Source organism: Halorubrum rutilum (assembly GCF_024494565.1).
Genome location: NZ_JANHDN010000005.1, coordinates 55,589 through 74,412 on the forward strand (window position 1 = coordinate 55,589; position 18,824 = coordinate 74,412).

Below are 18,824 nucleotides of genomic sequence, written 5' to 3' on the forward strand. Positions count from 1 at the left end.
CGGACTGTTCCCTCCGCGGTGGCGCGGCGGTCCCGTCCTCACTTACCCTGATAAAGCCGATCCGCGGTGCGCTCCGGGAGCCCCGCCTCGGCGACCGCCTCGCGCACCCGATCGACGTCGTACGCGACCCGTTCGAGCGCGACCTCGTCGGTCGCCGCGTCGAGCACGGCGTAGCCGGCCTCCGGGTCGCCGTCGCGCGGCTGGCCGACGCTCCCGGGGTTGACGACGACGCCGCCCCCGACCGACCGCTTCCCCTGCACGTGCGTGTGCCCGAGGACGATACCGTCGTACCCGTCCATGTGTCGGTCCAGCGTCGGGAACTCCTCGGGGTAGACGTAGGCGTCCTCGCGCTCGGCCGCGGGGTGCGAGTGCACCAGCAGGTACCGCCCGCCCGCGAACGTCTCGGCCCGCGGGAGCCCGCCGAGCCACGCGAGCTGGTCCGCTGAGAGCGTCGCCTTCGCGTGTTCGAGCCCGGCCTCCGCCATGCGGTTGGCGCGGTAGCGCTCGGGGGTCTCGACGGTTCGGTCGTGGTTGCCCCGGACCGTCTTCGCGGCGACCTCGCGCACGCGCTCGACGCACTCGGCCGGCCACGGGTTGTACCCGATCACGTCGCCGGCGCAGACGATCCGGTCGACCGCGGGCATGTCGTCGAGGACGGCGTCGAGCGCCGGGAGGTTCGCGTGGACGTCCGAGATGAGCCCCACCTTCATCGGATCGGGGTTGGAGGGCGACGCCCGAATAGCTTCGGCCGATACGTCGTGTCGTGCGGGGGTGAGCGTGAGAGTGTCGAAGCTGTCGATTGGGTATAAATTCGGGTAGTGGACCGCAGACCGACGGCGAACACCTCCGAAGCCCCAGCCGTTCTCGGCTCCCACAGCTCGCTGCGGTCCTCGGTCGCTACGCTCCCTGCGGTCCTTGCGTCGCTGGGGTTCGCCGAGAACGGCCGCCCCTTCGAGTCCCACCCGTACAGCACCGCAACCGCGCCTCGCACCTCCCCAGCCTCATCGCCCGGTCTCCGCTTCGCTCCGACCGGGCGACTCCCTCGCGCGTGCGACTCGCGGCCGCCGAGGGCGGCCGCTCGCAGGCACGCGCCGACCGCAGATTCGGTTATAAACCGTCCGCGTCGCCGTCCCCTCACGCCACCTTCGTCGACACCGCGATCCCGTTGCCGACCGGGAGGACCGCGGTCTCGACCGCGTCGTCCGAGCGCACGGTGCCGACGTACTCGCCGATCCCGCGGGTCTCCTCGTCGACCTCGGGGTCCGGCAGCGGCACGCCGTCCTCGAAGTGCGCCACGAGGTCACCGAGGTCGATCGGTCCCCTCGTGACGTTGTCGGCGACGATCACGCCCCCGGTCCGGACCTTCGGGAGGACGGTGCGGTAGGCCTCGGCGTACCGGCCCTTCTGGTGGTCGATGAGGACGACGTCGAACGGGCCGTCGTAGCGCTCGACCGTCTCCATCGCGTCGCCCACCTCGAAGGTGACGCTGTCGGCGTACCCGCCGTCGGCGGCGAACCGGACGCCGCGCTCGGCCTCGTCCTCGTCGAACTCCGTGCAGATCACCGCCTCGGCGCCGCCGCGCAGGAACCACGTCGCGGAGTAGCCGAAGCCGGAGCCGAACTCGAAGACGCGCCGGGCGTCGGTCAGGCGGGCGAGCAGCCGGAGCACCGCGCCGGCCTCCGGCCCGATGATCGGGAACCCCCAGTCGTCGGCCAACTCGGTCATCGCCGCCTGCGTCTCGGTGTGTGCCGGCGCCGTCGCGGCGAGGAAGCGCTCGGCCGGGTCTGAGAGGACGTCCATGCGTGCGAATGGACCGCACGGCACTTGAAACCGGTCGCCGAGACCGGTCGGGCGCCCTCCGCGACGCCGACTCTGAAAACTGTTAAGTCCCGCTCGGTCGACCGTTTCGGTAATGTACGACCCTGAGGAACTGGCCGCGATCCGGGAGGCGAAGGAGTCGTGGGAGGAGGGGACCTACGGCGAGACGGTCGACCGGTTCGGGGAGCGCAAGGAAGAGTTCACCACCGACACGGGCGGGCAGGCGGTCGACCCGCTGTACACTCCCGCCGACGTCCCCGACCACGACTACCGTGAGGACCTGGGGAACCCGGGCGAGGAGCCGTACACGCGCGGCGTCTACTCGACGATGCACCGCGGGCGGCTCTGGACGATGCGCCAGTACGCGGGGATGGGGACCGCCGCGGAGACGAACGAGCGGTTCAACTACCTCATCGAGGAGGGCTCGTCCGGGCTCTCGATGGCGTTCGACCTCCCGACGCAGATGGGGTACGACTCCGACGCCGCGATGGCCGAGGGCGAGGTGGGCCGGTCGGGCGTCGCCATCGACACCCTCGACGACTTCGAGACCGTCTTCGACGGGATCCCCTTAGACGAGGTGTCGACGTCGATGACGATCAACGCCCCCGCCGCTGTCCTCCTCGCGATGTACGTCGCGATGGGCGACGAGCAGGGCGTCCCGCGCGAGCAGCTCCGCGGGACGATCCAGAACGACATCATGAAGGAGTACATCGCGCGGAACCTCTACATCTACCCCCCCAAGCAGTCGATGCGGCTGATCACGGACATCTTCGAGTTCTGCGCCGCCGAGACGCCCAACTTCAACACGATCTCCATCTCGGGGTACCACATCCGCGAGGCGGGCTCGACGGCGGCCCAAGAGGTCGCGTTCACGCTCGGCAACGGGATCGAGTACGTGCAGGCCGCGATCGACGCCGGGCTCGACGTCGACGAGTTCGCCCCGCAGCTCTCTTTCTTCTTCAACGCGCACAACAACGTCTTCGAGGAGGCCGCGAAGTTCCGCGCCGCTCGGCGGATGTGGGCGCAGATCATGGACGAGCGCTTCGACGCGCAGAACCCGAAGTCGAAACAGCTGAAGTTCCACACCCAGACCGGCGGCTCCACCCTCACCGCCCAGCAGATCGAGAACAACGTCGTCCGCGTCGCCTATCAGGCGCTCGCGGCCGTCCTCGGTGGGACCCAGAGCCTCCACACCAACGGGAAGGACGAGGCGCTCGCGCTCCCGACAGAGAAGTCGGTCCGCACCGCGCTGCGCACCCAGCAGATCCTCGCGCACGAGTCGGGGGCGGCCGACACGATCGACCCGCTCGCGGGGTCGTACTACGTTGAGAGCCTCACCGACGGGATCGAGGAGGAGGCGTTCGAGATCCTGGAGGAGGTCGACCGCCGCGGCGGCATGCTGGAGGCGGTCGAGAGCCAGTGGGTCCAGCGGCAGATCCAGGACGTCGCCTTCGAGCGCCAGCGCGAGATCGAGGAGGGCGAGCGGATCATCGTCGGCGTCAACGAGTTCGAGGTCGACGAGGAGCCGGAGATGGACCTCGAAGAGGTCGACCCGGAGCAGGAGCGGAACCAGCGCGAGCGCCTGGAGGCGGTGAAGGCAGACCGCGACGGCGACGCGGTCGACGACGCGCTCGCGTCGCTGCGCGAGGCCGCCCGCGGCTTCGAGAACGTGATGCCCCACATCGTCGACGCCGTGAAGGCGTACGCGACGGTCCAGGAGGTCTCGGACGTGCTCCGCGACGAGTTCGGCGAGTACAAGCCGGGTCGCTGAGGCCGCTTCGAGGGCCGCCGAGACGGCCGGTCGGTCCCCGATCGGAGGGTCAGTCCGCGCCGCGGACCACGTGCTCGTACTTCAGCGCCGCGACGAAGATCCCGCCGCCGACGGCGTTGCCGACGGTCGCGAGCGCGAGGAAGGACAGGTAGTCGGTCACGGTGATCGCGGGCGAGACGAACAGCCCGAACAGGACCTCGACGTTGCCCGCGATCGAGTGCGGCAGGTGGAGCATCCCGATGGTGCCGGTCACGATCAGCACCATGAGCAGCCGGCCGGTCGTCTCTTGAGCGGCCGTGACGAGCCACGCCAGCAGCCCCATCAGCCACCCGGCGAACACCCCGCCGACGAACAGCCACCCCAGGTCGTGGCCCACGAGCTTGAGCGCGATCTCCTCGAACGCGATCGCCTCGACGACGCCGAGTCCTGGAGTCAAGAGGACGGCGAGCAGGGTGAAACAGAGCCCCCCGAGGAGGTTGCCGACGTACACCAGTCCCCAGAGGCGACCCAGCTGGCCGAGCGAGGCCTGCCGGTCCAACACGGGGATCACGGCGAGCATCGTGTGTTCGGTGAACAGCTCCGAGCGGCCGAGGATGACGAAGATGAAGCCGACGGAGTAGACGCTCGCGAGCAGCAGCTCGGTCCGGAGGTCGCCGTAGCCGCCGGGCGAGAGCGTCAGCACCACGGCCATCAACAGCGGGCCGAAGCCGATGTCGAGCCCCGCGGAGAGCCCGGAGAGGAACAGCCCCGACCGCTCGCGGTTCATCTCGTGGAGCGCGCTGTCGAGGATGGAGTCGAGGATCGTCCGCGACGTCTTCTGCTCGCCCGACGCCTCGGTCTCCTGTGTCGATTCCGCGTCCAGACGCCGCGCGGTCGCCGTGTCCTTTTGTTCGCTCACGGGAGTCCCGACTCCGCCTTATCGCTCGGGGTACCCAATCCTTTCCATCGGCGAACCTCGGCCGCGGCCCCGGGCCGAGTTCCGACCCGGCACCGACGCCGTCGACCCCGCGCCGGCGTCCCGTCGAGCCCCGCCGGTGCCTCCCCGTCTCCGCGTCCGGCGTGGATCGGTTTATACGGCCGCGTCGCGACGCTCCCGCATGCGCTTCGACCACGTCGGCGTCGCCGCCCGCGACGCCGCCGACCTCGCCGACCTGTTCGACGGCCTGCTCGACGCCCCGGTCGCCCACGAGGAGACGTTCGACGGGATGGCCGTCGTCTTCCTCGAACTCGACGACGGCGGCTACTTCGAACTCCTGGAGCCCGTCGACGGCGGCGCGATCGCCGACTACCTCGACCGGGAGGGACCGGGGATCCACCACGTCGCGCTCGCGACCGACGACGTCGGGGGGGCGCTCGACCGCGCCCGCGGGCTCGGCGTGGACCTCGTCGACGAGGCGCCGCGCCCCGGCGCGTGGGGCCACGAGGTCGCCTTCCTCCACCCGCGGTCGACGGGGGGCGTGCTCGTCGAGTTCGTCGAGCACTGAGGGCGGCGGGCCGTCACAGCGACGCGGGGCGCGGCCGACGCCGCGCCTCAGTCCCCCTCCTCGACCGCCGGGTCGTGCGCCTCGTACCAGCCGAGGATCTTCTCTAACCGGTGGATCGCGCGGTCGGGGGCGCCGACGTCGTGGTGCTCGTCCGGGTAGACGACGAGCTCGGCGTCGACCCCCCGCTTCCGGGCCGCGACGTACAGCTGTTCGGACTGGGAGGGCGGACAGCGCCAGTCCTCGCCGCCGGCCATCACGAGCAGCGGCGTCTCGATCTCCCCGGCGTCGAGGACCGCCGTCGCCGCGTCGTACGCCTCCGGCTCCTCCCACGGGAGCCCGTACTCCGCCTCGAACCAGGTGTGCGTGTCGTCGGTGCCGAACGCCGACCGGAGGTCGTAGATGCCGTGCTCCGGCGCCGCCGCCGCGAAGAGGTCGGGGCGCCGCGTGACGAGGAACCCCTGCGCGATCCCGCCGTACGAGAAGCCGTGGCCGAAGACGCGGTCGGGGTCGACCCAGCCGCGATCGGCGAGCGACGCGACGCCGGCCGCGACGTCGTCGACCTCGACGGTCCCCCACGCGCCCGTCAGCTCCGCGGTGAACTCGCGGCCGCGGGAGGTGCCGCCGCGGTAGTTCGGCCGGAGGACGAGGTACCCGCGGCTCGTCAGCGCGGCGTTCGCGAAGGCGAACTCGGGCTCGTCGTACGACGTCGGCCCGCCGTGGATCCCCACCACGAGCGGGTGGTCCCCGTCGGCGGGGTCCACGGCCGGGTCGTGGTAGACGATCCCGTCGATCGTCCAGCCGTCGGACTCCCACTCCACCCGGGTCGCCTCCGGCGCCGCGAACTCGTCGATCAGCAGCTCGTTGACCGCGGTGAGCCGCCGGAGGGAGTCGGGCTCCGCGGGCGGGTCGCCGAGGTCACCCCCGTCGTCGAGGGCGGCGACGTCGACCGCGTACAGGTCGGTCCCCTCGGTCGGGTCCGAGAGGACCGCCACCGCCGTCGACCCGTCCGCGGAGACGTCGAACCCGGCCAGCGCGCGGTCGCGCCCCTGCGCCGCGAAGACGCGCTCGGCGGTCCCGTCGGCCTCGGCGCGGACCAGCCGCGTGTGGCTCTCGTCGCCGATCGGAACGTAGACCGCGCCGTCGACCCAGACCGGCTCGCCGCCGCGCGTGACCGTCCGGTCGAGGTCGGCGGTGAGCGAGGCGACGGTCCCGGCGTCGTCCCCGCCGTCGCCCTCGTCCCGGTATGCGCTCCCCTCGTCCCCGCCGTCGACGAGGTACACCTCGGCCGGCGCGGGCGGATCGTCCGGGTCGTCGGCGACCGTCACCAGCTCGTCGGCGCCCGGGCGCCACGTCGGGACGCCGTGGGCGAGGTCGCCGCCGGTGAGCCGCTCGGCGTCGCCGCCCCCGGGCGACACCGCGTAGACATCGCGGACGGTGGTGTCGTCGGGGCGGTCGAGCCGACAGGCGGTGAACGCGATCCGACCGGTCTCTCCCCAGTGAGGCTCCATCCCGACGACGTCCTGGAAGGCGCCGCCGCCGTACGCGTCGTCGAGCCGCCGCGGGTCGCGCTCGGGGTCGTCGAGGTCGACGACGAAGAGGTACGGCGTCACCTCGTCGGTCCAGCCGACGCCGTTCAGCTTGTGCTGGAGCCGCGTCATCTCGATCGGCCCGCCCTCCTCGCGCACCCGATCGAGGTAGTCGGCCTCCCCGTCGGTCGGGTCGCGCGACTCGATCACCAGCCGGTCGCCCTCGGGCGACCAGTCGAAGTCGGCGACGCCCTCGTCGCGCTCGGTGACCTGTCTCGCGTCGCCGCCCAGGGCGAGGTCGAACAGCCACACCTGCGGCTCCGGCTCGTCGTCGCCGGCGGGCGCGTCTCCGTCTCCCTCCCCGGTGTCACCGTCGGTCTCGGCGTCCTCGTCGCCGTCCCGGTCCCGCCGCCCGACGCGTCGCTCGACGTCGCGGTCGCGGGCGGCCACGAACGCGAGGCGGTCGCCGTCCGGCCCCCACGCCGGCGCGGAGGCGCCCGACGCGCTCGTCAGGCGGTGCGGGTCGCGGGAGCCGTCCGTCGGGACGACGAACAGCGAGGTCACGGCCTCGTCCGCGCGCTGGTCGTACTCGGTGGCGGTGAAGGCGACGCGGTCGCCGGCGGGGGAGACGGCGACCTCGCCGACCTCCGTCAGGTCGTAGTAGGCGTCGAGCGGGAGTGCCGACATGGGCGCACCGAACGGCGGCCGGCGCAAATACGTTCGGGCCGCGGAGGCGGGCGGCCGACGGCGACCGACGCCGCGCCCGCGGGCGACGAGCCCGACGGGACCCCCGCTCACGACGCCCTGTTGAACGAGGGCCTCCCGATCGTCGGGAACCTCCGCGGGCTCGACGGGCTCCCGGCGCGGTTCCGGCTGTACGCGTTCCCGCTCCGCCTGCGGGAGGGAGACGGGTCGCCGGTGCGGGCCGTCGCGGAGTGGGAGGCGTGCGCGCGGCGGGAGGCGTGAGGAGACGGCGCGGCGGCGCGGACGCCGTGCGTCCCGATCGCCGGCCGGGAGCCAGACCAAACCCGTTTTAAGCGTCGGCGACGAACCGCGATTCAAGGTCGATATCCATGGAGATGCCACGTCGTTTCAACACGTACTGTCCGCACTGTGACTCCCATCAGGAGCACGAGGTGGAGAAGGTTCGATCGGGTCGGGCGACCGGAATGAAGCGGGACGCGCGCCAGCAGCGCCGCGCCCTCGCGACGATCGGCAACGCCGGCGGGTACTCGAAGGTGCCCGGCGGTGACAAGCCGACGAAGAAGACCCACCTGAAGTACCGCTGCGGCGACTGCGGCAAGGCCCACATGCGCGAGGGCTGGCGCGCCGGCCGGCTCACGTTCCAGGAGTAAGCATGGCGGGAGACTTCCACCGCGTCGCCTGCGGCGACTGCGAGAACGAACAGGTCGTCTTCGGCAAGGCCTCCTCCGTGGTGTCGTGCGCGGTCTGCGGCACGACGCTCGCGACCCCGACCGGCGGGGAGGCCGAGCTCCGCGGCGAGATCGTCGAAACCGTTGAGGCGCGGTAACCGCCTCTGACCCCCGTATGAAGTACAGCGGCTGGCCCGAACCCGGCGAGCTGGTGGTCGGCGACGTCGACGAGATCGCCGACTTCGGCGTCTTCGTCGACCTCGACGAGTACGAGGAGAAGCGCGGCCTCTGTCACATCAGCGAGGTCGCCTCCGGCTGGATCAAGAACGTCCGCGACCACGTCCGCGAGGGGCAGACGGTCGTCGCGAAGGTGTTGGAGGTCGACGAGTCGTCGAACCAGATCGACCTCTCGATCAAGGACGTCAACGAGCACCAGCGGAAGGACAAGATACAGGCCTGGAAGAACTCGCAGAAGGCCGACAACTGGATGCTCATCGCGCTCGGCGAGGACGTCGACGACGACCGCTACACCGCGGTCGCCAACGCGCTGCTCGCCGAGTACGACTCGCTTTACGACGCCTTCGAGGCGGCCGCGATCAGCGGCGCGGAGGCGCTCGACGGCGTCGACGTCGACGACGACGCCCGCGAGTCGATCGTCGAGGCCGCCCGCGACAACGTCTCCGTCCCGTACGTCGACGTGACCGGCTACGTCGACCTCGAGTCCGCGGCCCCCGACGGCGTCGACGACGTGAAGGCGGCGCTCGAAGCCGCCGAGGGCAACGGCGAGGTCCCGGACGGCGTCGACCTCGAAGTCGGCTACGTCGGCTCGCCGGAGTACCGGATCAAGGTCCGCGCGCCCGACTACAAGACGGCCGAGGACCAGCTGGAGGCCGCCGCGGCCCGCGCCCGCGAGGCCATCGAGGCCGCCGGCGGCGCCGGCGAGTTCCACCGCGAGCGCCGCGAGGACGACGAGTAACCGCCCGACGGCCCCGCTTTTTCCATCTCGCTCCGCCCGTGAAATCCGACATCCGCGTCTGCGCGAACTGGGAGACCGTTCACGACCGCCCGGTGTACACGCTCGGCGACAGCTGTCCCGACTGCGGCGGCCCGACCGCCAACAGCGCCCCCGCGCCGTTCGGTCCGGAGGACCCGTACGGCGAGTACCGGCGCCGGGCGCGTCGCCGTCGGGAGTCGGAGTAGGGCGTCTCTCGTCCGCGCCGCGCTTCGGCAGCGGACCCGCGACCGCCCCGACCGCGCATCCGCGACCCCTCCGGCCGAACGCCCGCGCCGCCGGAATAGCCACCCTCTTGTGACCGCCGCCCCGACGGACCCGGTATGGACGACATCGAGATCGACGAGGTGGCGACGCCGGAGCTCGACGACCCGGTGCTCATCGAGGGACTGCCGGGCGTCGGCCACGTGGGGAAGCTCGCGGCGGAACACCTGTTAGAGGAGTTCGACGGCGAGTTAGTCCGCCGGGTGTACACCACCGAGTTCCCGCCGCAGGTGAGCGTCGACGGCGACGGGGTCGCGTCGCTGACCTGCGCCGAGTTCCACGCCGTCGAGACCGACGGCGCCGACCTGCTCGTGTTGACCGGCGACCACCAGGCCGGCTCGAACGAGGGCCACTACACGCTCACGACGACGTTCCTCGATATCGCCGAGGAGTTCGGCGCCGACCGCGCGTACGCGCTCGGCGGCGTCCCGACCGGCGAGCTCGTCGAGGAGTACACCGTCCTCGGCGCGGTCTCCGACGGCGACCTCGTCGACGGGCTGAAGGACGCCGGCGTCGAGTTCCGGCCGGACGAGCCCGCGGGCGGGATCGTCGGCGTCTCCGGGCTCGTGCTCGGGCTCGGGGGGCGCCGCGGCGTCGACGCCGCCTGCCTGATGGGCGAGACGAGCGGCTACCTCGTCGACCCGAAGAGCGCCCGCGCGGTGCTGGAGGTGCTGGAAGCGGTGCTCGACTTCGAGGTCGACTACGAGAGCTTAGAGGACCGCGCCGAGGAGATGGAGGAGGTCGTCGGCAAGATCCGCGAGATGCAGGACGGCCCGGCGGTGCCCGACGACGACCTGCGGTACATCGGCTGAGTCGCCCCGAGCCGCGTCCCGGCCGCGGCCCGGCGGTCCCCCGCGAGCGCCACTCCTTCCGGCAACGATAAACCGGCCCCCGAGTATTCTCCCCGTATGACCGACGCACGCGTCGCCGGAGTGGGGCTCACGCGCTTCGGGAGCCACGCGGACCGCGCGGGACGCGACCTCTTCGCGACGGCCGCGGAGCGCGCGTTCGAGGACGCCGGCGTCCCGCGGGGGGACGTCGAGGAGCTGAACTACGGGAACTTCATGGGCGCGCTCGCCGAGCATCAGGGCCACCAGGCGCCGCTGATGGCCGAGGCCGCCGGCGTGTCCTGCCCCGCGACCCGCTACGAGTCGGCGTGCGCCTCCGCGGGCGTCGCGGTGCGCGAGGCCGTCCGGACCGTCGCCGCGGGCGACGCCGACGTCGTCCTCGCGGGCGGCATGGAGCGCATGACGAACCTCCCGACCGACGAGGTGACGGAGGGGCTCGCGATGGCCGCCGACGACCTGTTCGAGGTGCGGTCCGGCGTCACCTTCCCCGGCGCGTACGCGCTGATGGCGACCGCCTACTTCGGGGCGTACGGCGGGGAGCGGCGGGACCTCGCCCACGTCGCCTCGAAGAACCACGCGAACGCGGTCCCGAACGAGTACGCCCAGTACCGCCGGGAGGTGTCCGTCGACGAGGCGATGGACGCGCCGCCCGTCGCCGAGCCGCTCCACCTCTACGACGCCTGCCCGATCACCGACGGCGCGAGCGCGCTGGTGATCGTCTCCGCGGAGTACGCCGCCGAGCACGACGTGGACGCCCCCGTCGCGGTGACGGGGACCGGCCAGGGGACCGACCGCATGGCGCTCGCCGACCGCGAGCACCTCGCGCGCACGCCGGCGGCCGACGCCGCGGCCGAGGGCGCCTACGCGGCCGCCGGCGTGGGCCCCGAGGACGTCGACGTCGCCGAGGTCCACGACTGCTTCACCATCGCCGAGGTGCTCGCGACGGAGTCGCTCGGGCTCTTCGCTGTCGGCGAGGGGATCGACGCCGCCCGCGAGGGCGTCACGACCGCCGACGGCGACCTCCCGGTGAACCTCTCGGGCGGCCTGAAGGCGAAGGGCCACCCGGTCGGCGCGACCGGGGGCTCGCAGATCGCCGAGCTGACGCGGCTGCTCCGCGGCGACCACCCGAACAGCGAGCACGTCGCCGACGCCGAGGTCGGCGTCGCGCACAACGCCGGCGGGACGGTCGCCAGCGCGGTCGTCCACGTGCTGGAGGTGGCCGAATGAGCGACGACGGCTCGGGCGACGGCGCGGGAAGCGGGAACGGCGCGGAAAACGGGGACGCGGACGGCGACGAGGGGGACGTCGACCTCGCGGAGCGCGCGCCGACCCCGATCACCGACGCCGACCACGGCGAGTGGCTCGACGCGCTCGCGGCGGGCGAGGGGTACGCCCTGGTCTGCCCCGACGGCCACGGGTCGCTCCCGCCGCGGCGGATCTGCCCGGAGTGCGGGTCGGCGTCGCTCTCGCGGGAGCCGCTCGCCGACGCCGGCCGGGTCGAGACGTTCAGCGTCGTCCACGTCCCCTCGCCGCGGTTCGCCGGCGACGCCCCGTACGTCACCGCGGTCGTCGACCTCGGCCCGGTCCGAGCGACCGGCGTCCTGCGCGGCGTCGATCCCGAGGGCGACGCGGTCGACGTCGGGCTATCGGTCGCGGTCGGCGTGGAGGAGCGGGCGACCGACGGGGAGCCGCTGGTCGCCTTCCGGCCGGTCGACGACGCGTAGGGCCGACCGGCGCGCGTCGCCGGCTCGACCGCCCGACCAAATGGTTATACGCCCGTCACCTCTATCGCCCCTAATGACCGACCGGATCCGCGTCCTCCTCGTCGACGACGACCCCGACCTCGCGGAGGTGACCGGGTCGTTCCTCGAACGCGAGGACGATCGGATCGCGGTCGAGAGCGCTCCGAACGCGACGGTCGGACTGGAGCGGCTCGCCGAGGGCGGGATCGACTGCGTCGTCTCCGACCACGACATGCCCGGACCGAACGGGATCGAGTTCTTAGAGCGCGTCCGGGAGCGGGACGCCGACCTCCCCTTCATCCTGTACACGGGGAAGGGCTCCGAGACGGTCGCCAGCGAGGCGATCTCGGCCGGCGTGACGGACTACCTCCAGAAGGGCGGCGGCACCGAGCAGTACGAGATCCTCGCCAACCGGATCGCCGACGCCGTGTCGAAGCGCCGCGCCGAGCGCGAGGCCGAGCGGACCCGCACGCACCTGCGGGCGATCACCGACAACTCGATGGACGCGATCGTCACGATCGACGCCGAGAGCACGATCCTGTTCGCGAACCCGGCCGTCGAGCGGCTGTTCGGCTACGCGCCGGACGAGCTGGAGGGGGAGCCGCTGTCGACGCTGATGCCGGACCGCGAGGTGGACGACCACTACGAGGCGGTCGACCGCTACCTGGCGGGCGGCGACGCGACGACGGACTGGTCGGCGGTCGAGTTCCCGGGTCGGCACCGCGACGGCCGCGAGGTGCCGCTGTCGATCTCCTTCGGCGAGTTCGAGGAGGACGGCGAGCGGCGGTTCGTCGGGGTCATTCGAGACGTGACGGAGCGCGAGCGACACCGGGCGTTCGTCGAGCGCTCGAACGACGTCGTCGCCGCGCTCGACGCGGACGGGACGTTCCAGTACGTGAGCCCGTCCGTCGAGTCGATCGTCGGCTACGAGCCGGGCGACCTCCTCGGCGAGAACGCGTTCGAGTACGTCCACCCGGACGACCGCGAGCGCGTCCTCGACGCGTTCCGCCGGTCGATCACCGGGGAGACCGAGAACCCGACGATCGAGTACCGGTTGCGGCGCGCCGACGGCGACTACCTGTGGGTTGAGTCGGTCGGCAGCGACCGGCTCGACGAGCGCGGGATCGGCGGCTACGTGGTCAACACGCGGGACGTCTCCGACCGGAAGCGGCGCGAGGAGAAGCTGGCCCGCCTCCGCGAGTGGACGCGGGAGCTCAACTACGCCCGGACCGTCGAGGAGACGACGCGGCTGACGGTCGACGCCGTCGACGCCATCGTCGGCGCGGAGCTGAGCGGGATCCACCTGGTGAACGACGCGGGGACCGCGCTCGAACCGGTCGCGCTCGCCGAGTCCGTCCCGGCGTTCTTCGACGAGCGGCCGTCGTACGACCGGGACGCGCCTCCGGGGTCGCGCGCCGCGCTGGCGTGGGAGGCCTACCGGGGCGACGAGCCCGTGGCGATCGACGAGCTGTCGGCCTCGGACCGCCTCGACGAGGAGTCCCCGGCGGAGAGCCTCGTGCTCCACCCGATCGGCGACCGCGGGCTGTTCGTCATCTCCGCGTCGACGCCGGAGGCGTTCACCGACACCGACGTCCTCATCGCCGAGATCCTGGCGAACCACCTGGAGACCGCCCTCGACCGCGTCGACCGCGAGACGCGCCTCGAACGCCTCCACGACGCGACGCGGAGCCTGATCCGCGCGGACTCCAGGGAGGAGATCGCCGAACGGGTCATCGAGGCCGCCGCGGAGGTGCTCGGCTTCTCCGTGACCACCGTCCGGCTCTACGACGAGGACGCCGGCGGGCTGGTCCCCGTCGCCGTCTCGGAGGCGGTGAAGGGGGTCCTCCCGGAGCGGGAGGTGTTCACGCCCGACGGCGGGAGCCTCAACTGGGCGGCGTACGAGGCCGGCGAGGTCCGCCTGTACGACGACATCGAGACCGTCGACGCGGTCGATCAGGGCACGGGGCTCCGGAGCCTGCTGATCCTCCCCGCCGGCGAGCACGGGACGGTCTCGATCGGCGAGACCGAGCCGGGCGTCTTCGACGGCACCGACGAGTTCCTCGCGCGCATCCTCGCGACCGCGGCGGAGACGGCGTTCGACTCCGAGGCCCGGACCGAGCGGCTCCACCGCCGGAGCGCCGAGCTGGAGCGTCAGAACGAGCGGTTAGAGGAGTTCGCCAGCGTCGTCTCCCACGACCTCCGCAACCCCCTCAACGTGGCGCAGGGCCGTGTCGAACTGGCCCGGGAGGAGTGCGACTCGGTGCACCTCGACGCGGCCGCCAAGGCCCACGACCGGATGGACACCCTGATCAGCGACCTGCTCGCGCTCGCTCGCCAGGGCGAGCGCGTGAGCGAGACGGAGCCGGTCGACCTCGCCGCGGTCGTCGAGTCCTGCTGGCTGAACGTCGACACCGCGGACGCGACACTCGCCGTCGAGACCGACCTGACGCTGCTCGCCGACGCGAGCCGACTGCAACAGCTGATCGAGAACCTGATGCGTAACGCGGTCGAGCACGGCGGCGACGGCGTCGCCGTCGCGGTCGGCACGCTCGGCGACGGCGAGGGGTTCTTCGTCGCCGACGACGGGCCCGGGATCCCGCCGGACGACCGCGCCGACGCGTTCGACGCCGGCTACTCGACGTCGGCGGACGGGACCGGGTTCGGCCTCCGGATCGTCGAACAGGTGGCGACCGCCCACGGCTGGGAGATCCGCGTCACGGACGATCCGGAGCTGGGCGGCGCTCGGTTCGAGGTGAGCGGCGTCGACGTCGCGGAGCCGCCGGCCGACGAGTGAGGACGGCGGCGTCGCGGCGCGAGAGGCGGCGCCGCGGAGCGAGAAGCGGCGTCGCGGCCGGCACGCGTCGCCACAGGGCGAAGGGCGGCGACCCGACCGCGGCGACGCGCGTCACTCCCGGACGAGCAGCTCGACCTCGTGGCCGTCTTGGTCCTTCGTGAACGCGTAGTTGTAGTCGCAGGAGGCGGGGTCGCGATAGTCCGGCGCCTCGCGGGTCATCAGCGTCTCCCACGCCTCGTCGAGGTCGTCGACGCGGACGCAGAGGTGGCCCCAGCCGTCGCCCATCGTGTACTCGCGGCCGTCGTAGTTGTAGGTGAGCTCCAGCTTCATCGCCTCCTTCGGGGCGTCCTCGGGGGCCATGAAGTAGTTGGAGAAGCTGTCAGCCTCCCAGCGGCCGCTCGGCTGCTCCGTGTACTCGAACTTGCGGGTCCAGTAGCCGAGCGCTTCGTCGGCGTCTTCGACGCGGATCATCGTGTGGTCGATGCTCCACTTCTCGCCGAAGTCGCGCTTGACGATCTCGATCTCGTGGCCGTCGGGGTCCTTCACGAACGCGTAGCGGTTCCCGCACGACTCGGGGTCGCGGTAGTCCTCGACGCCCTCGTCCATCAGCTGGTCGTACGACGCCTGCAGCTCGTCCTCGGGCACGCGCACGGCGATGTGGCCCCACGCGTCGCCGATCTCGTAGGTGTGGTCGCCGTGGTTGTAGGTGAGCTCCAACAGCGCGCCGTCCTCGTGAACGTCCTCGGGCCCGAGGTAGACGTTGGTGAACGTGTCGGCCTCCCAGCGGCCCTTCTCCTCGTAGTTCAGGTGCGTCTGATACCAGTCGAGGCTCTCCTCTAAGTCCTCGACGCGGATCATCGTGTGATCGAACGTTCCGTCCATACGCGAGCGATCGGCCGCTCGCCTCAAAAGCGTACTGAAGGGGCCGCGGATCCGCCGGCGACCGGTGGGCGGCGCCGGCTCGGGGAGCACTACCCGGTCGACGCGGTTCGGCAGGCACTAGTTCGCCCCGACCGACCGGCCGGTATGGACGCCACATACCTCCCCTACGCGCTCCTCGCGATGGGCGCGTACGCGCTCGTCTCGCCGCTGATGCGCGTCGCGACCACGGGGCCGGACGCGGTCCCGAGCGACGTCGCCGTCGTGATCTCCAACACGCTGCTCATCTGTATCGCCGTCGGCGTGCTGGCGTACACGGGCCAGGGGTTCGTCACCCACCTCTCCTCGCCGAAGATCCTCCACGTGCTCGCCGCCGGCGTGTTCCTCGGGATCGGCATCCTGGCGCTGTACCGCTCGCTCGCGCTCGGGCCGGTGAGCGTCGTGACGCCCATCTTCGCGATGTTCCTCGTCTTCTCGTCGGTGATCGGCTTCCTCTTCCTCGGCGAGTCGTTCACGGCCCGCAAGGCGCTCGGGATCGCCTTCGCCGCCGCGTCCGTGTACCTCGTGTCGGGGGCCTGAGGGCCGCCGTCTCCGACGCCGTCGCCCTCGTCGCCTCCGCCGTCCCCTCTGAGACCGCCCGCCGCGTGACGAAATCCATTTAGCGCCGACCGGGGAAGAGTCGGACCCGTCGTGGACCGCCTTCCCAACCCCTTCCGCGTGCTGATCTTGTACATCGGCCTCGCCCTCGCGCGGGTCGGGCTGATCGACCGCCACCGGGTGGTCCGGACGACGGACCTGGCGTGGCCGCGGATCGTCACGGGGGTCGCCCGGATGTCGAAGAACGCCGTCGACGTCGCGATGGTCGGCGTCGCCGTCGGCACCAGCGCGGTCGCCGGCGTCGGCTTCGCCGGCCCGTACTGGGGGCTCGCGTTCGCGCTCGGCGGCGGCGTCGCCGGCGGCACCATCGCCCTCGTCTCGCAGCGGTACGGCGCCGAGGCGCGCGCCGAGCTCGGCGACGCGGTGCGGTCGAGCGTCCTCCTCGCCGTCGCCGTTACCCTCCCCGTCAGCGCGGCGTTCTGGCTGTACGCGCCGGCGTTCATCGACGCGCTGAGCAGCAACGGGCGGGCGATCGCGCTCGGGGCCGACTACCTCCGCGTCGTCGGGCTCGGCGTCCCGTTCGCCGCGCTCAACCTCGTCGGGAGCCGCGTGCTCGTCGGCTGCGACGACGCGTACACCGCGATGCAGGTGCGGGCGGGCGGCGCGGTCGCGAACGTCGCGCTGAGCGCGCTGTTCATCTTCGGCCTCGGCTGGGGGGTCGAGGGCGCCGCGGTCGGCACCGTGCTCTCGAACGTCCTCGCGGTCGCCGGCTTCGCCGTCGGGCTCGTCCGCGGGCGCGCGCCCCTGGTCGGCGAGTTTCCGGTCGCCATCGATCCGGTCGGCTCGTACCTGAACCCGGGGATGCTCCGGGACCTCGTCGCGATCGGCGTCCCGGTCGGCGCGCGCAACCTCGTCTGGACGGCCGCGGAGTTCCCGATGCTCGCCATCCTCGACGTCTTCGGCGAGAACACCGTCGCCGCGTTCGTCATCGCCCGGCGCGTCTGGGGGATCATGAACGCGCCCGGCTGGGGGTTCGGGCTCGCCTCCTCCAGCCTGGTGGGGCAGGAGCTCGGCGACGAGGACCCCGCGGAGGCGGAGGCGTACGCCCGCGACATCATCCGCTTCTCGGTGGCGACGTACTTGGTGTTCGCGGCGCTGACGGCCGCCTTCGCGACCGACATCGTGACGCTGTTCGCGGAGAGCCCGCAGAGCCCGGAGGTCCCCATCGCCGTGAGCCTCGTGTACGCCGCCTGCGTCGCCGTCGTGTTCCAGGGGGTCTCGGGCGGCGCGGCGGGACCGCTCGACGCGGCGGGCGACACGAAGGTCCCCTTCGCGAGCCAGTTCCTCGGGATGTTCTGCGTCTCGATCCCGCTCGCGTACGTCGGCGCCAACGACGCGACGCCCGCGATCGACGTGCCCCTGACGGGGCTCACGGTCCCGGAGGTCGCGCTCCCGGCGATCGGGCTGTGGGGGCTCTACCTGGCGTTCCTCGCGGAGACGACGATCCCCGCCGCGATCAACTACTGGCGGTTCCGCTCCGGGAAGTGGAAGGGGATAAGCGAGGCGTACCGCCCGGAGGCGCCCGCAGACGACTGACCGAGGTCCGCTCCGAAGACCGAAAGCGTCAGCGTTTATGGCTCGCTCCGCGTTTCCTCGACAATGAGCGTTCCCTGCGTCGCGGTCGAGCGCGAGCGCGGCGAGGCCGTCCGCGAGCGGCTCGCCGAGGCCGACGCCCTCGACGGCGACCACGAGATCGCGGCCGACGGCGACGCGATCTACATCCCGGTCGTCGACCCCGAGGCGGTCCCCGCCGACCTCGACGCGCGGATCGTCGAGCGCGACGCCGCCGAGCGCGACCGCCCGCGGACGCCCGCGGAGATCCTGGGCTACGAGCCCTCGCTGGAGCGCCTCGGCGACATCGTCATCGTCGACGAGGACGACGACGAGCGCGCCCAGGAGATCGCCGACGCGGTGATGGCCTCCGACGTGCCCTGCGGGACGGTGCTCAACCGCGCCTCGCCGATCGAGGGCGAGCTCCGCGTCCGCCGGTGGGACGTGTTGGCCGGGAACGGCACGGAGACGGTCCACCGCGAGTACGGCCACGAGTTCCTGCTCGACGTCGCCGAGGTGTACTTCTCGCCGCGGCTCGCGACCGAGCGCCACCGCGTGGTCGAGCAGGCCGACGCCGGCGAGACCGCGATCGACATGTTCGCCGGCGTCGGCCCCTACGCGGTCCCGTTGGCGTCCCGCGGCGCCGACGTGGTCGCCTGCGACCTCAACGAGCGCGCCGTCGACTACCTCCGCGAGAACGCCGCCCGGAACGGGGTCGCCGACCGCGTGACCGCGGTCGCCGGCGACGTCCGGGAGGTCGCGGACGAGCGCGCCGGGGCGGCCGACCGCCTCGTGATGAACCTCCCGCACTCCGCCGGCGCGTTCCTCGACACCGCGGTCCGGCTGGCGGGCGACGACTGCGCGGTCCACTACTACGACATCCAGCACGAGGACGACCCGTTCGGCCCCGGGACGCGGGCGATCCGCGAGGCGGCCGGCGAGGAGTACGACGTCGCCGTCGAGACCGAGCGCGTCGTCAGGTCGTACGCGCCCCACGAGTACAACGTCTGTCTCGACGTCAGGCTGACGCGGAACTGAGCCGACCGACCCGCTCCGCCGTCGCCCGCGGTCTCGGCGGTGTACCAATTTTATGGTACTGTGGCAC

Annotated in this window: 18 protein-coding genes and 1 pseudogene; 14 read left to right on the forward strand and 5 right to left on the reverse strand. The window is 72.2% G+C overall.

The genetic code is table 11. The annotated features are described in order from the left end of the window. Positions 1-38: 38 nt before the first annotated feature. A complete protein-coding gene (locus tag NO900_RS11275; RefSeq protein ID WP_256409325.1) occupies positions 39-710 on the reverse strand; it encodes a metallophosphoesterase family protein in 672 nt (223 codons plus the stop codon). A gap of 424 nt (positions 711-1,134) precedes the next feature. Further along, positions 1,135-1,800: an O-methyltransferase gene (locus NO900_RS11280; protein ID WP_256409326.1), complete on the reverse strand. Its 666-nt coding sequence runs from the start codon at positions 1,798-1,800 to the stop codon at positions 1,135-1,137. A 112-nt stretch (positions 1,801-1,912) separates the two neighbouring features. Between NO900_RS11280 and NO900_RS11285 the strand changes: the two genes are divergently transcribed. Continuing rightward, positions 1,913-3,589, forward strand: a complete 1,677-nt coding sequence (locus tag NO900_RS11285) for an acyl-CoA mutase large subunit family protein (protein WP_256409327.1) — start codon at positions 1,913-1,915, stop codon at positions 3,587-3,589. Positions 3,590-3,638: 49 nt separating this feature from the next. On the opposite strand, the gene NO900_RS11290 is transcribed toward NO900_RS11285, so the two are convergent. Continuing rightward, positions 3,639-4,355, reverse strand: coding sequence for a formate/nitrite transporter family protein (locus NO900_RS11290; RefSeq protein ID WP_379791858.1), 717 nt, complete (start codon positions 4,353-4,355; stop codon positions 3,639-3,641). Between the two features lie 331 nt (positions 4,356-4,686). On the opposite strand from NO900_RS11290, the gene mce reads away from it, so the two are divergent. Next, on the forward strand, positions 4,687-5,073 hold the full coding sequence (gene mce, locus NO900_RS11295; RefSeq protein ID WP_256409328.1) for a methylmalonyl-CoA epimerase: 387 nt from the start codon (positions 4,687-4,689) through the stop codon (positions 5,071-5,073). A 47-nt stretch (positions 5,074-5,120) separates the two neighbouring features. Here mce and NO900_RS11300 read toward each other — a convergent pair whose 3' ends face one another. Continuing rightward, the gene (locus tag NO900_RS11300; RefSeq protein ID WP_256409329.1) at positions 5,121-7,286 is read right to left on the reverse strand and encodes a S9 family peptidase; all 2,166 of its coding nucleotides are present in this window, start codon (positions 7,284-7,286) and stop codon (positions 5,121-5,123) included. 81 nt (positions 7,287-7,367) lie between these two features. Here NO900_RS11300 and NO900_RS11305 point away from each other — a divergent pair. From NO900_RS11305 to NO900_RS11345, 9 genes and pseudogenes are all read left to right on the forward strand, one after another. Further along, a pseudogene (locus NO900_RS11305) lies at positions 7,368-7,565 on the forward strand (hypothetical protein); the annotation flags it as partial. Positions 7,566-7,672: 107 nt separating this feature from the next. Further along, the gene (locus NO900_RS11310) at positions 7,673-7,954 is read left to right on the forward strand and encodes a 50S ribosomal protein L44e (RefSeq protein ID WP_004050353.1); all 282 of its coding nucleotides are present in this window, start codon (positions 7,673-7,675) and stop codon (positions 7,952-7,954) included. Positions 7,955-7,956: 2 nt separating this feature from the next. Further along, entirely contained in the window at positions 7,957-8,130 is a 174-nt protein-coding gene (locus tag NO900_RS11315; RefSeq protein WP_256409330.1) for a 30S ribosomal protein S27e, read from the forward strand. 17 nt (positions 8,131-8,147) lie between these two features. After that, the gene (locus NO900_RS11320) at positions 8,148-8,948 is read left to right on the forward strand and encodes a translation initiation factor IF-2 subunit alpha (RefSeq protein WP_256409331.1); all 801 of its coding nucleotides are present in this window, start codon (positions 8,148-8,150) and stop codon (positions 8,946-8,948) included. A gap of 38 nt (positions 8,949-8,986) precedes the next feature. Then, positions 8,987-9,172, forward strand: a complete 186-nt coding sequence (locus NO900_RS11325; RefSeq protein ID WP_256409332.1) for an RNA-protein complex protein Nop10 — start codon at positions 8,987-8,989, stop codon at positions 9,170-9,172. Positions 9,173-9,307: 135 nt separating this feature from the next. After that, positions 9,308-10,060 carry a proteasome assembly chaperone family protein gene (locus NO900_RS11330; protein ID WP_256409333.1) on the forward strand — a complete coding sequence of 251 codons (753 nt, stop codon included), beginning with the start codon at positions 9,308-9,310 and terminating at the stop codon, positions 10,058-10,060. Positions 10,061-10,156: 96 nt separating this feature from the next. Then, positions 10,157-11,323, forward strand: a complete 1,167-nt coding sequence (locus NO900_RS11335; RefSeq protein ID WP_256409334.1) for a thiolase domain-containing protein — start codon at positions 10,157-10,159, stop codon at positions 11,321-11,323. After that, positions 11,320-11,820 carry a Zn-ribbon domain-containing OB-fold protein gene (locus tag NO900_RS11340; RefSeq protein WP_256409335.1) on the forward strand — a complete coding sequence of 167 codons (501 nt, stop codon included), beginning with the start codon at positions 11,320-11,322 and terminating at the stop codon, positions 11,818-11,820. The genes NO900_RS11335 and NO900_RS11340 overlap by 4 nt, the downstream gene beginning before the upstream one ends. 73 nt (positions 11,821-11,893) lie before the next feature. Next, positions 11,894-14,632 carry a hybrid sensor histidine kinase/response regulator gene (locus NO900_RS11345; RefSeq protein ID WP_256409336.1) on the forward strand — a complete coding sequence of 913 codons (2,739 nt, stop codon included), beginning with the start codon at positions 11,894-11,896 and terminating at the stop codon, positions 14,630-14,632. Positions 14,633-14,743: 111 nt separating this feature from the next. Here the strand turns inward: NO900_RS11345 and NO900_RS11350 are convergent, their stop codons facing one another. Next, complete coding sequence (locus tag NO900_RS11350; RefSeq protein WP_256409337.1) at positions 14,744-15,514, reverse strand: VOC family protein; 771 nt, start codon at positions 15,512-15,514, stop codon at positions 14,744-14,746. A 144-nt stretch (positions 15,515-15,658) separates the two neighbouring features. Between NO900_RS11350 and NO900_RS11355 the strand changes: the two genes are divergently transcribed. From NO900_RS11355 to NO900_RS11365, 3 genes are all read left to right on the forward strand, one after another. Then, positions 15,659-16,090 carry an EamA family transporter gene (locus NO900_RS11355; protein WP_256409338.1) on the forward strand — a complete coding sequence of 144 codons (432 nt, stop codon included), beginning with the start codon at positions 15,659-15,661 and terminating at the stop codon, positions 16,088-16,090. Between the two features lie 111 nt (positions 16,091-16,201). After that, complete coding sequence (locus tag NO900_RS11360) at positions 16,202-17,704, forward strand: MATE family efflux transporter (protein WP_256409339.1); 1,503 nt, start codon at positions 16,202-16,204, stop codon at positions 17,702-17,704. Positions 17,705-17,767: 63 nt separating this feature from the next. Beyond that, the gene (locus tag NO900_RS11365) at positions 17,768-18,757 is read left to right on the forward strand and encodes a class I SAM-dependent methyltransferase (protein ID WP_256409340.1); all 990 of its coding nucleotides are present in this window, start codon (positions 17,768-17,770) and stop codon (positions 18,755-18,757) included. The last annotated feature ends 67 nt before the right edge of the window (positions 18,758-18,824 follow it).